Genomic DNA, 13,736 nt, shown 5'->3' on the forward strand with positions numbered 1-13,736 from the left:
CATCCCGTTCTTGCGGCGCTAGCCCCCTCTCAAAGCCTTCCTCCTTCCCTGCCTGCTTTGACCCGCTTCCGCCTGAGAACGGGACTTGAAGAAGCAGCGGGGAGTTGTAGTACACTCCCTCGTAGTGCAATCACCGACCGGTTTACGCGATCGGCGGCAGCTTGTCTGCCGTGCCGCGCCCGGGCCGGGGTGCGAACCGAGAGTTCTTTCTCTCGCCTGTTCTCCCCTGTCCAGTCGCCCCCCGCGTGACCGGTTTGCCGGCGCCCCCCGGGCCGCCGGAGTAAGGCCGTGGTCCGCCCCGCCAGGCGGCCCTCAGCAGCACGGACGTGATAGGAGAAGGAAGGATGTTCATCGTTTCCAATATAACCACCGGGCGTTCCGGGAAGCACCAGCCTCCCGCCCAGCGCGCCGCAGCGCAGAAAACCGCGTCCCAGGGCGCCAGCGAGCGCCGGCTGATCGAGCTCTGCGCGATGTCGGTGCGCGACTCGCTGAAGGAGCTGGACACCAAGGCGAAGGAAGGGCTCACCACCGAGGAGGCCGAAAAACGCCTCGACGAGTACGGCGCCAACGAGCTCGCCCACGCCAAGCGCCTTGGCGTGCTGGCCGACCTCCTCGAGCGCTGCAAGAGCCCGCTCGTCATCCAGCTCCTCGTCATCGCCATCATCTCCGGCGTCGTCGGGGAGACCAAGTCGGCCGTCATCGTCGGGGCAATGATCGTCCTGAGCGTCGGGCTCTCCTTCATCCTGGACCGCCGCTCCGGGCAGGCCGTCGAGGCGCTGGGCAAGAGGGTGCAGTCCCGCACCCTGGTGCTGCGTGACGGCGAGGAGACCGAGATCCGGATCTCGGACGTGGTCCCCGGGGACGTGGTGCTCCTCATGGCGGGCTCCATCATCCCCGCGGACGTGAGGCTCCTTGCCGCGAAGGACTTCTTCGTCAGCCAGTCGGCGCTCACCGGCGAATCGATGCCGGTGGAGAAGAGCGCGCAGGCCGACAAGGAAGAGGTGGCCGGCCTTTCCGCGTGGGAGCTTCCCAACGCCTGCTACCTGGGATCCAGCGTCAACAGCGGCTCTGCCCGCGCCGTCGTGGTCAACACCGGCGTGCGGACCCTGTTCGGCTCCATCTCCGCCTCCCTTGCCGAAAAGGGGGAGGACACCAGCTTCGACAAGGGGACCCGCTCGTTCACCTGGCTCATGATCCGGTTCATGCTGGTGATGACTTCCGCCGTCTTCCTGATCGTCGGCATGACCAAGGGGAACTGGGTCGACGCCCTCCTCTTCGGCCTCTCCATCGCCGTCGGCCTCACCCCCGAGATGCTCCCGATGATCGTGACGGTGAACCTCGCCAAGGGGGCGCTCACCATGGCCGCCAAGAAGGTGATCATCAAGCGCCTCCCCTCCATCCAGAACTTCGGCGCCATCGACATCCTGTGCACCGACAAGACCGGCACCCTCACCCAGGACAAGGTCGTCCTCGAGAAGTACGTCGACCTCACCGGCCGCACCAGCGAGGACGTCCTCACCTACGCCTACCTGAACAGCCACTACCAGACCGGCTTGAGGAACCTCATCGACCGCGCCATCCTCGACCACACCGACATGAACGTCCAGCTCTGCCGCCTGGTGGACGAGCTCCCCTTCGACTTCCAGCGCCGCCGCATGTCCGTGGTGGTCGACTTCGAGGGTGATCACGTGCTGATCTGCAAGGGTGCCGTGGAGGAGATCTACGAGTGCTGCAGCCACTACCAGATCGGCGAGGAGGTCTACCCCCTCTTCGCCATGATCCGGGACAACCTGTTCGAGGAGGTGGAGCGCCACAACCGTGACGGCTTCCGGGTCCTCGCCATCGCCTACCGCGAGTTCCCGCGCGAGAAGACCCAGTTCGAGGTGAAGGACGAGTCGCAGATGATCCTTTTGGGCTTCATCGCCTTCTTCGACCCGCCAAAGGCACAGGCGAGCGAGGCGCTGGGGCTCCTGCAGGAGGCCGGGGTGAGGGTCAAGGTGCTGACCGGCGACAACGGGCTGGTCACCCAGCGGGTCTGCACCAACGTGGGTCTCAAGGCGGACCGGATGCTTACCGGAGCCGACCTCTCCCGCATCGGCGAGGAGGACTTCGCCAAGGTGGTCCAGGAAGTGGACGTGTTCGTCAAGCTCTCGCCCGCCCAGAAGGAGCAGATCGTGCGCAGCCTGCGCGCGAGCGGCCACGTGGTCGGCTTCCTCGGGGACGGCATCAACGACGCCCCGGCACTGAAGGCGGCGGACGTGGGGATCTCGGTCGACTCCGGCGTCGACGTCGCCAAGGAGACCGCCGACATCGTGCTTTTGGAGAAGAGCCTCCTCGTCCTCGAGGAAGGGATCATGGAGGGACGCCGGGTCTTCGCCAACATCGTGAAGTACATAAGGATGGGGGCCTCCTCGAACTTCGGCAACATGTTCTCCGTGATGGGGGCGAGCTACCTGCTCCCCTTCCTCCCCATGCAGCCGGTGCAGATCCTGACCAACAACCTCTTGTACGACTTCTCGCAGACCGGGATCCCGACCGACCGCGTCGACCCCGAACTGGTGGCGAGGCCGCTTAAGTGGAACATCGGGAACATCAAGCGCTTCATGTTCTGCGTAGGCCCCATAAGCTCGCTCTTCGACTACGCGACCTTCGCCCTCATGTGGTATGTTTTCGGCTGCGCCGCCTACAACGCCCCGGGCGTCACCGCGCTGCAGCAGGAGGGACTGGCCAAGCTGTTCCAGACCGGGTGGTTCGTGGAGTCGCTTCTGACCCAGACCCTGATCGTGCACATCATAAGGACCCGGCGCATCCCGTTCTTCGGCAGCTGCGCCTCGCTTCCCATGACCCTGACCACGCTGCTGATCATGGGTATCGGCGCCTGGCTCCCCTACTCCCCCTTCGCCGCGGCGCTGAACCTCGTGCCGCTGCCGCCGGTCTACTGGGTCTGGATCATCGGCTTCCTGTTGACCTACTCGATACTGACCCACTTCGTGAAGACCTGGTTCTTCAACCGCTTTGGAGGTGACTGATGGACAGCTTGCTCGACGCACTACAGGAAGGACGTCTCCTCGAGATACCTGACGACTACGACAAGGAGGATGCGCTCCGCTTCCTGGCCCACATCCTCGAGGCCGTCCCGTCCCTGCCGCCGGACACGGACGTAGCGGGGCTCATCCTCGCCAAGGAGGGGACCGCCAAGACCGCCCTCGGCAAGGGATGGGCCTGCCCCGACGCCCGTGTTCCCTTCGACGAGGACCTGATCTGCGTCGTCGGATGGAGCCCGAAGGGGATCGACTACGGCTCCCCCGACGGCAAGGCGGTCAAGGTCATCGCCATGTACCTGGTCCCGGAGAACCAGCGCAGCAACTACCTGCGCGAGGTTTCCCTCCTCGCCAAGGCGCTCGAGATCTATCCCGAGATCGAGCGGTTGAACGCCGCCGACAGCCTGAACGACATCCGCGACCACCTGCTCGACCTGATCAGCACCACCAAGGGGACCGTCGGACCCGACTCCCGCGCCCGGATGATCCGCCTGCAGGGGAAGGTCGCAGCGGTGGAGCCCGCCCCCTACGACCTGGCCAACCTGGTCGTAGAGCCGATCACCATCCTGATCGGCAACGGCCTGAAGCCCGTGGTGCTCGGCCACGACCAGGCGCTCGTGGAGCTTTTGGAAGGGTTCCCGGGATTGGCCGGGGAGGTGACCGCCCACAGCGCCTTTAACACCGGCGGCTGGCGCATCGTCAAGCGCAAGGACGCCTCCTTCACCGGGGAGCGGCTCCTCATCGACTGCCTCGCCCTCAAAACTTCCGGGAAGTGACCGCGTAGACCTGAAGCACGTATCCACTGAACGAAAAAGGGCAGCCGTTACCGCGGCTGCCCTTTTTTCGCTGTGCCTGCGCCACAAATGACAGCTTTGTCATCTGTTTGTCATTGCCGCGCAATTTTTTCTCTCTTATCATGGCAAACTGCACCAACACCGAAAAGGAGACTGTCTCATGTCGGAACTCAACGACCTGCAGGAGCGGCTCGATTCATCCGAAGCCAAGAACAGCCTCAACAACTGGGTCGCCATCGCCGTCGCGCTCATCTCCGTCTTCATGGCGGTCTGCAAGGTGAAGGACGACAACATCGTCCAGGCCATGCTGCAGGCGAAATCGGACCAGGTCGACACCTGGAACGAATACCAGGCCAAGAAACTGAAGCAGCACCTGGCCGAACTGGGCCTGAACCAGGTCGCCGCCCTGGAGTCCCTGGCGCCGGGGAAGGTCTCAGCGTCCCTTTCCTCCCAGCAGAAACTCTACAGCGACAATATCGCCCGCTACAAGGTGGAGGAGGCGAAGCTGGCGGATAAGGCCAACGCCCTGGGCAAGCAATACGACGACCTCAACTACCGCGACGACCAGTTCGACCTCTCCGACGCCACGCTGGCGGTGTCGCTGGCCATGCTGGCCATCACCTCGCTCACCGGGAAGCGAAAGCTCCTCTACCTCGCGCTGGCGTTCGCGGGTTTCGGCATCCTCATGGGCGTGGCCGGCCTGGCCGGGCTGGCGCTGCATCCGACGGCGCTGGTCAAGGCCCTCTCCTAGCCCTGCCGGCAGCCTGAGCGCCCCCCTCCTCCGCGATGGTGTCGAAAAGCCCGGACACCACCCTGGAGAGGTGACACCCGGACAGCAGTTGGCCATAGCCGCGATCGTCGGTGATGATCCTCTTTTTCAGCGGCCTGTGCTCACTCTCCGACAGCAGCTCCTCGAGAATGCTCCGGATGGTCTTCCCCCTGGGGACCACCTCGATATCCCGCCCGCACCCCGAATCGTCCAGGGCGCAGACGTACCAAAGCCGCAAGGGAGCGAGCCCGGGGTCGGCCTCCAGGTGACCGCTGCTCTTCACGAAGTTGATCACCTTTAGTACCAGCTGCAGCTTCGCCATCTCGTAACAGGACTCGTCCACGAAGTTGCCGTGCTCGAAGAAGGGAATCACGTGCAGCCACGGTTCCTGGCGCACCTGATCCATCCCGGGCTTCAGCTCCCGCCCCACGACGAAGAGGGCCCATACGTACCCCGTGTAGAAGAGCCTTGAACTCGCGGGGTTGCCGATCACGCTGTGCCCTTCGTACTCGATGATGAATGCCTCGCGGTCCGGGTTCAAAAGCTCCTGCTGCGCGCCGCAGATCTCCCCCAGGAAGAAGCTGCCGGGAGGCCACAGCCTTCCGGTGATGCTCACATGCAGCGCGGGATGCGCGCCGCTATTTCTTCCCGCCACCGCCTTGCGCAGCTCCGCCAGCAGTTGCTCCTTCCTCTCGTCCCTCACCCGCACCCGCACCGAGTTGTTCTCGTCGCCAAAACCGTACTGCAGCGTCACCGGTCCCCCCCACTGATCGCAGCTGCAGATCGGCACGCTCGCCCCCCACAGAAGCCATAGGTTGAAGATGGCCATCTGCTGCGGCGAAAAGGCCCGGCCGGCCATGCGGTCATAACTGGAGATGATGGGGTCCCAGTCGTCGGCGAAACGTGACATGGGCCCCGCCAGGAGATTCAGAGGGAGCAAAAAGCCGTGCTCGATCTTCACGCTGCACAGAAACGGTGCCTGTTCGTCCAGCGCGAGCCTCAACTGCGACACCGCGAGCAGGTACTGCTTGATGCCGTCCTTGGTGCTTTCGTTGTTCAGGCGGAAGACGTCAACCACCTCGATCACCGGCTCCCGGTCCTCGATCTTCAGCGCGCCGAACTTCGCACGCGTCGAGCGTTTCCACTCGGCCAGTTCGTGACTGAAGGCAGCATCGTCGTACCGCAGCTGGTAGCGCTTGGTCCTCGGGTCGAGAAACCACTTCGGCTCCCTGCACGGCTTCGGGTGCAGCAGCCTCAGCTCCAGCCATAGGCGCATCTGTCTTCTGAACATGGCGGGGTTAAAGGGCCAGGCGGAGTCATAGCATGCCTTGAGGGTATTGAGGAGCGGGAGGTTTTCCTGTGTGGAGAGGCAGCGCCAGACCAGGCGGATGGGGGGCACGAAGAACCAGATCAGATAAAAGAATGCGGTGGCTACAGCGAGGATTATAGCGACAATCTCTTTGTAGCTTTCCATGGATGCCCCCGCTCACTTATTAAAAATAGCCAACAAAGTGTAGCGACCACCCCGCGTTTTTCAACGTAGGGCATTTTACACAGTGCCTTGCGCCAAGACTGCTAATTTTTCACTGAAATTTGCCGATAGAGTAAGACATCGGCGCCCGGCGCCTTACCCCTTCGCAGGAACGATAACGAAAATGACACGACGCACCATTCAGAAACCGGCACTGACACTGCTGGTCCTCATCTGTACCTGCCTCTGCCTGTGCGGCTTGGTCTTCCTGTTCTCCTATCAGCAGGCCAGGCAGTCGGCAATAACGAGGCTGCACGACGAGCAGATGATCCATGCCAAACAGGCGGCCCAGGGAATCCAGGATTACTTCAGCACCTGGACCGGCATCCTCAGCTCCATGGCCCGGCTGAAGGAGATTGCGGCCGCGGACGACTCCGGCCGGCAGCAGATGGAGTTCTTCTATGACGCCCACAGGGAGCAGATCCGCTCCTTCACCCGGGTGGATGAGAACGGCATCGTCCTGGTCAGCATCCCCCAGCGCGAGATGGCGGGGAAGAACATCGCCTCCCAAAAGCACATCCAGGAATTGCTGCGCACCCGCAAGCCGGTGGTGAGCGACGTTTTCAAGGCGGTTCAGGGATATGACGCCATCGCCCTGCACGTTCCGGTCTACGAGGGGAGCCGCTTCAGGGGAAGCATCGCCATCGTCATCAACTTCCAGAACCTAGCCGGACGTTACCTCGACGTGATCAAGATCGGCAAGACCGGCCACGCCTGGGTCATAAGCCGTGACGGGACCGAGCTGTACTCCCCTGTCCCCGGGCACAGCGGCCAGAGCATCTTCGCCAACGGCAGGGAGTACCCCACCCTGCTCGCCATGGCGGCGCAGATGCTGCGAGGGCTCTCCGGCACCGCGACCTACACCGCCCCGTCGGAAGGGGATGCGCACGGGACACCGGCCCGGCATCTGGCCGTCTACCGCCCCATAGCCATCGGCAACACCTTCTGGTCCATCGCGGTGACCTCGTCGGAGCGGGAGATCCTCGCGTCGCTCACCGCGTACCGCAACCGCCTGGTACTGGCTGTTCTGATCCTGTTGGCCGGAGGGGTGACGGTTTCCGTGTTCGTCGTGCGGGCCATGGTGATCGTCAAGGAAGAGGAGGCCCGCAGGGAGGCCGAGGAGGAGTTGAGGGCGAACGAACGGAGGTACCGCGATCTTTTCGAGCACAATCCCGCGCCGATGCTGGTCTACGAGCGGGGCAGCATGGAGATGGTCGCCGTCAACGAGGCGTTCCTGATCGCCTACGGTTACACGATGGAAGAGGTGCTCTCGCTGCACCTGCCCGACCTCTATCCGGAAAGCGAGAAGCGGAAGATCACGGAGGTGGCCGCCGGGCTGTCCGGCCATACCTACGTGGGCGAATGGCACCACCGCCGCAAGGACGGCACGGTTTTCCCCATCGTGGTCACCTCGCACGACGCCCTCTACCAGGGGAGGACCTGCCGCATAGCCGTCATCACGGACATAACCGACCGCAAGAGGATGGAAAAGGCGGTCGAGGAGGAGTCGCAGTTCAACCGGATCCTGCTGGAACAGTCCCCGGACGGCATCGTGATCATCGAGCCGGCTACCGCGCGCTTCATCAACTTCAACGGCGCCGCCTGCCGCCAGCTCGGCTACAGCAGCGAGGAGTTCGCGGAGCTCACGGTCTTCGACGTGGAGGCCCGTGAAACACAGGAGGAGACCCGCACGCGGATCGCCGACATCCTGGCCAACGGCAGGGGGAGCTTCGAGACCGTGCAGCGGACCCGTACCGGCGAGTTGAGAAACATCGAGGTGAACGCCCAGATCGTCACGATCCACGACCACCCCGTGTACTACTGCATCTGGCGCGACGTGACGGAACACAAGAAGCTGGAGGAGCAGCTGCGGCAGTCCCAGAAAATGGAATCGGTGGGACGCCTGGCCGGCGGCGTCGCGCACGACTTCAACAACATGCTCGGCGTCATCATCGGCTCCGCTGAACTGTGCCGGCACCAGCTCCCCGAGGAGAGCCCGGTGCACAAATACCTGGAGCACATCCTGAAGGCGGCGCAGCGCTCGAGCGAGATCACGCGACAGCTCCTCGCCTTCTCGCGCAAGGAGATCGTTTCCCCCAAGCCCGTGAACCTGAACAGCCAGATCATCGACTCGGAGAAGATGCTCTGCCGCCTGATCGGCGAGGACATCCGGCTCACCTTCAGGCCGGCCACCCCGATCTGGACCGTTCTCATCGACCCATCCCAGGTGGACCAGATCCTCATGAACCTCTCCGCCAACTCACGCGACGCCATGCCCGACGGCGGCATCCTGAACATCGAGACCGCCAACGTCCGTCTCGACGCGGATTACTGCCGGCATCACTCCGGCTGCACTCCCGGCGACTATGTGAAACTGACCGTCAGCGACACCGGCGTCGGCATGGACCGCGAGACCCGGGAGCACATCTTCGAACCCTTCTTCACCACCAAGGGGCTCGGCATGGGGACCGGGCTCGGGCTTGCCACCGTGTACGGCATCGTCACCCAGAACGACGGGCAGATAAGCGTCTACAGCGAACCGGGGCACGGCACCGTGTTCACCATCTACTTCCCGAGGTTGCGGGGCGCGGAAGCCGATGAGGAGGATGCCTGTGCCGCCATCCCCTCCACCGGAAGCGGGACGGTCCTACTGGTCGAGGACGAGGAGATGCTCTTGTGGACCACGACCAGGATGCTCGAGGAGATGGGATACACGGTGATCCAGGCCGGGAGCCCGGCAGCGGCCATCGGGATCTGCGGCAAGGGGGAGCGGATCGACCTGGTGCTGACAGACGTGGTGATGCCGGGGATGAACGGGCGGGAGATGGCCGAGCGGATCAGGGCGATCCGCCCGGAGGTGAAGGTGCTTTTCATGTCGGGCTACACCGCCGACATCGTGGCGCAGCGCGGCATCGTCGAGGAAGGGATGCACTACATCTCGAAGCCGCTGGACGCCAGGAGGCTGAACGAGAAGATCGCCCAGATGCTGGCGCAATGAGTTGCCGCCTGCGCGCCCCGCGCAGGCGTTGCCGTCCCGGGCGGCTCCCGCTCTAGGGCTTTGCTCTTCCCGCGTCAGGACCTCCCAACGACTCAAGGAGCGCGGCCAGCGCCTCGACCCCGAACGGCTTGCACAGGGCCTCGACGAAGCCGTACTCCCTGAAGCTGGCCATCACGGGGTCGTTCGAATAGCCGCTCATCACCACGAGGCGCGCCTGGGGATCCAGCGCCAGGATCTGCTGGGCCGCGTCCCGCCCTCCCATCCCTCCCGGGATGGTAAGATCGGCCAGGACCAGGCTGAACGGCGTGCCGTCCTGCAGCGCCCTCCGGTAAAGACTCACCGCTTCCGCCCCGTCCGCACAGGTACGGACCTGGTGCCCCAAATGCTGCAGCATCCCTTCCGCCAGCTGTCGTATGACGTCCTCATCATCCATCACCAGTATGGACAGGGGGGCGAGCACCTCCCGCCTGGACACCGTTGCCTCCGGTTCCTGCGGCAGGAAGGCCCTCCCCAGGGACGGCAGGTGGATGGTGAAGGTGCTCCCCTCGCCGACACGGGAATCGACGCTGAGACTGCCGCCGTGCCTTGTGACGATGGAGTATGCAGAGGCGAGCCCCAGCCCCCTCCCCTTGGGCTTGGTACTGAAGAAGGGGTCGAAGATCTTCTTCAGTGAATCCTCCGGGATCCCCGCACCGTGGTCCCGGAAGTCGATGCGCACATAAGGTCCGGGGGGGAGCTTGACGGGATTGCCCGCATCGAGAAAGAGCTCGCGCGCGGCGATGTTCAGCACCCCCCCCTCGGGCATGGCCTGTGCGGCGTTGATGATGATGTTGCTGAAAGCCTGGCACATCTGCCCCGCGTCCGCCTGGACCGCGCTCAGGCCGTGCGGGATGTCGACGATCCCCTTCACGTTGGAACCGCTCAGGGTGAGGGAAACGGCCTCATCGACGAGGGGTGCCACCGAGGTGACCTCCCTTACCGGCGCTCCCCCCCGGGCGAAGGTGAGGAGCTGCTTGGCCAGGTCCCCGGCGCGCAACGCCGCTTTCTCAGCCGCTTCCAGCAGCGGTTGCGAGCCGTGCTCCGGCGCCATCTGCAGCTTGGCAAAGGATATGTTGCCGAGGATAGCGGTCAGGATGTTGTTGAAATCATGCGCTATGCCGCCGGCCAGCACCCCCAGGGACTCGAGTTTCTCCATCTTTAGCCGCTCGTCTTCCAATGCCTTCAACGCCTGCTCCGCCTTTTTACTTCGGTCCCACTGCCTGCTGAAAATCATGGCGAGGGCGATCGTGATGGTCAGGAAGATGAGCATGAAAAAGGCGCCGTGATAAACCTCCTTGTACCAGTTGGCAAGATAGTCGGAGGTGGCCAGGGCCACGAAGACGTAAAGCGGCTGCGACAGCGAGACCTTCCTGAACGAATAGATGCGATCGCGTCCGTCGATGCTGCTTTTGGCACTATAGGTCGCCGAGTCCCGCCCCGCGGCCAGCAACGCCTGGAACTGCGGCGAGGTGATTTTTACTTCCGGCGCACCCGGCGGCCGGTTCAGCTTCGGGTAACGCGCCAGCAGGGTCCGGTCTGCCGCCACCAGCGCCAGCAATCCCTGTTTTCCTACGTTAACCGTGGCGAAGCTTTGCGAGAGGTAGTCGAGCGTGATCCCGGCATAGACCAGGCCGGCGAACGACCCGTCCGGGAAGTTGACCCTTCTGGAGAGCACAACCATCCATTTCCCGGAGATACCTCCCACCAGGGGTTTCGAGATCACCAGCCCAAGGGCCGGGTTGTCACGCTGGGAGCTGAAGTAGTCCCGGTGGGCGAGGCTCTTGGTGGTGGCCGGCGTGACTTCGGGTCCGTAGAGGGCCATCCCGGAGGGATCCGTGGCCCTGAGAGCCACCAGCTCGGGGAGTCTCTTGTGCTGGCGCACGATGAAGCCGTTCAGCTCTTTCGGTGCCACCCCCCCGGTTTTGAGCTCACGTTCATATTCGTCGCAGACCGCGAGCAGGGCGACGTCTATCTTGGAAAAGACGCCGGAGATATTCGCATCGAGGACCTTGGCGAGGTTCTGGGTCGCTATCTCGGTCCGGTTGCGATACGCTTCCCTGCTTTGCAGCACGGCGAAGGTTATCATCCCCGCCACGACAAGGTTCAGCAAGAGCACACCGGAAAACAGGTGCCGTTTGAGAACATTGACTGACTTGGCCAAGGCCGTGTCAGGCTCTGTATTTGATCTCAGCTTATCCATATCTTCAGACCGCATCTATCGTTTGCCAGGCGTGAACCACTCAGCCCCCTCACCTGCCACCATTGCCCCAGCCGGCTAGACATGGCCCCCCGCGGCCGGCTCCCGGTCCAGGATGTTCCGCACCCGCCGCAAAAGCTCCATCGGCTGCACCGGCTTCATGATCAGCTCCGTCCCGGCGTCTATGGAATCGCGCATGTACACGAAATCCCTGGTGTAGCCGCTGGTGAACGCCACCTTTACCTCGGGATTCATGGTTCTTATGGCGTCGCAGGCCTCCTTGCCGTTCATCCTGGGCATGATCATGTCCATCAGCACCAGGTCGACACTCCCCGCTCCCCGGAACTTCTCGACGGCGTCGAGCCCGTCCTCGGCGAGGATCACCCGGTAACCGTACTCGACCAGGACGCTTTGCAGCAGCTCGCGCAGGACCGGCTCGTCCTCGACGACCAGGATGGTTTCCGAGCCCGCCCTGGGGGGATCGAAATTACCCCGCGCCCTCTCGCCCGACTCCACGGTCTCGATGAGCGGCAGGTAGATCCGGAAGGTGGTCCCGACCTGAGGCTCGCTGTAGACGTTGACGAATCCGTTGTGCTGTTTGACGATGCCGTACACGATGGACATGCCGAGACCGGTCCCTTTCCCTTGCTCCTTGGTGGTGAAAAAGGGCTCGAAGACCCTGGACCGGGTCGCCTCGTCCATGCCCAGGCCGGTATCGGAGACGGAAATGACCGCGTAGTTGCCTGGTTCACCCAGATCGTGAGGCATGACGCGACGCTCTTCGAGCGCCTGCCACGACGTCTCTATGGTCACCACCCCTCCCTTGGGCATGGCGTCGCGGGCGTTGGTGGCCAGATTCATGAGCACCTGCTCGATCTGCCCGCAGTCGACGTTGACGGACAGGGGGGCGGCACTGACCACCGACCTCAGCTGGACGTCCTCGCCGATGACCCGGGTCAGGAATTTTTCCACGTGCAGGATGACGTCGTTGAGGTTCACCACCTCGAGCTTCATCACCTGTTTGCGCGAGAAGGCCAGCAGGCTCGCGGTCAGCTGCGCCCCCTTGTCCGCCGACTCGAGGATGTGCTCCACCTTCTCCTTTTGCTGGGAACCCAGGAGGGCGTCCGCGGTGAGCATGGAACCGTACCCCATGATCACCATCAGGATGTTGTTGAAGTCGTGGGCTACGCCGCCGGCCAGTTGCCCGATGGCCTCCATCTTCTGGGACTGCCTGAGCTGCTCCTCGAGCCTGTGCCGTTCGGTGATGTCGTCCTTCAGGATCAGGTAGTGGGTGACCTCCCCCTCCTTGTTGCAGATGGGCGAAACGGTGATCCGGGCCCAGAAGGATGCGCCGTCCTTTCTGTGGTTCGGCAGTTCCCCCTCCCAGGCAGCGCCGGCGGCGAGGGAGGCCTGGAGCTCTCCCTTGGCGCTGCCGGCGTCCTCCTGCGAGGTGAGGAAGACGTCCGCGGGCTTGCCGACCACTTCCTCCGCCGAGTACCCGGTCATCTCGGTGAACCTCGGGTTGACGAACTCCACCACACCGTCGCGGTCGGTGATGCGGATCGATACCGGGCACTGCTCGACGGCGTGCGACAGCTTTATGACCTGCTCTTCGGTATGCCTGCGCTCGGTCAGGTCGTCCACCAGTGCGATCAGGTAATCGGGAACGCCCTTTCTGTCCAGCGAGACGGAAGAGGTAAGGCGGCTCCAGCGCGGTCCGCCGGGGGTGGGGACCGGCGCCTCCCGCACCACGACCCGGCCCGGCGCCGGCAGCAGCTCCTCCGGGTCGAACCCCGCGAACCAGGCCTGAAACGGCTGCCCCAGCAGCTCCGCCTCCGATCTCCCCAGGAATTCCCTCAGCTGGCCGTTCGCCCTCAATATCTCCCCGTGCAGCTGGAGGTGGGCGATCCCCAGCCCCGCCTGCTCGAAGGTGCTCCGGAAGCGGTGTTCACTGTCGATCAGCTTGCGGCGCGTCTGCACCGACTCCAGCGCGTTGGCCAGGGTGAGCCGGATCTCGGTCTCGTTCCACGGTTTCTTGAAGTAGTAGTAGATCTGGCTGCGGTTGATGGCCTCGATCACGGCATCGATGTCGGCGTACCCGGTCAGTATCATGCGGGCGTTGTCGGGGTACTCCTCCGCCACCTTCTCGAGAAACTGGGTGCCGGTCATGCCCGGCATGCGCTGGTCGGAGACGATCAGGGGGATGTCGTTGCCTTGCAGCAACAGGAAGGCCTCCTCCGCCCTTTCCGCAATCAGCACCTCGTAGGTGTCGCGCAACAGCGCGCGCAGCGCCACCAGGTTGGGGCGCTCGTCGTCCACATAAAGGAGTTTCGGTCTGGCGGCGGCTTGCAGGTCTTCCATGATGAC

General features: G+C 63.7%; 7 protein-coding genes. 4 read left to right on the forward strand and 3 right to left on the reverse strand.

Features of this window, described 5'->3' with window-relative positions:
- Window positions 1-344 precede the first annotated feature (344 nt).
- The 3 genes from mgtA (at window position 345) to KP001_RS14130 (ending at window position 4,586) form a co-directional block, all read left to right on the forward strand.
- Window positions 345-3,029 carry a magnesium-translocating P-type ATPase gene (gene mgtA, locus KP001_RS14120; RefSeq protein ID WP_217286247.1) on the forward strand — a complete coding sequence of 895 codons (2,685 nt, stop codon included), beginning with the start codon at window positions 345-347 and terminating at the stop codon, window positions 3,027-3,029.
- Window positions 3,029-3,817: a PTS sugar transporter subunit IIA gene (locus tag KP001_RS14125; protein ID WP_217286248.1), complete on the forward strand. Its 789-nt coding sequence runs from the start codon at window positions 3,029-3,031 to the stop codon at window positions 3,815-3,817. Before mgtA ends, KP001_RS14125 begins: the two co-directional genes overlap by 1 nt.
- 178 nt (window positions 3,818-3,995) lie before the next feature.
- Window positions 3,996-4,586, forward strand: a complete 591-nt coding sequence (locus KP001_RS14130; RefSeq protein WP_217286249.1) for a DUF4337 domain-containing protein — start codon at window positions 3,996-3,998, stop codon at window positions 4,584-4,586.
- Here KP001_RS14130 and KP001_RS14135 read toward each other — a convergent pair.
- The gene (locus KP001_RS14135; RefSeq protein WP_217286250.1) at window positions 4,570-6,078 is read right to left on the reverse strand and encodes a hypothetical protein; all 1,509 of its coding nucleotides are present in this window, start codon (window positions 6,076-6,078) and stop codon (window positions 4,570-4,572) included. The two genes, KP001_RS14130 and KP001_RS14135, sit on opposite strands and share 17 nt — an antisense overlap.
- A 181-nt stretch (window positions 6,079-6,259) precedes the next feature.
- On the opposite strand from KP001_RS14135, the gene KP001_RS14140 reads away from it, so the two are divergent.
- Complete coding sequence (locus tag KP001_RS14140) at window positions 6,260-9,133, forward strand: hybrid sensor histidine kinase/response regulator (RefSeq protein ID WP_217286251.1); 2,874 nt, start codon at window positions 6,260-6,262, stop codon at window positions 9,131-9,133.
- Window positions 9,134-9,185: 52 nt separating this feature from the next.
- On the opposite strand, the gene KP001_RS14145 is transcribed toward KP001_RS14140, so the two are convergent.
- Together KP001_RS14145 and KP001_RS14150 are read right to left on the reverse strand one after the other, a co-directional pair.
- Window positions 9,186-11,282 (reverse strand): hybrid sensor histidine kinase/response regulator family protein, encoded by a 2,097-nt coding sequence (locus KP001_RS14145; RefSeq protein ID WP_217286252.1) that lies wholly within the window; start codon window positions 11,280-11,282, stop codon window positions 9,186-9,188.
- Window positions 11,283-11,447: 165 nt separating this feature from the next.
- Window positions 11,448-13,730: a response regulator gene (locus KP001_RS14150; protein ID WP_217286253.1), complete on the reverse strand. Its 2,283-nt coding sequence runs from the start codon at window positions 13,728-13,730 to the stop codon at window positions 11,448-11,450.
- Window positions 13,731-13,736: the final 6 nt, after the last annotated feature.

The sequence above is a fragment of the Geomonas subterranea genome, assembly GCF_019063845.1.
Taxonomy (GTDB): domain Bacteria; phylum Desulfobacterota; class Desulfuromonadia; order Geobacterales; family Geobacteraceae; genus Geomonas; species Geomonas subterranea.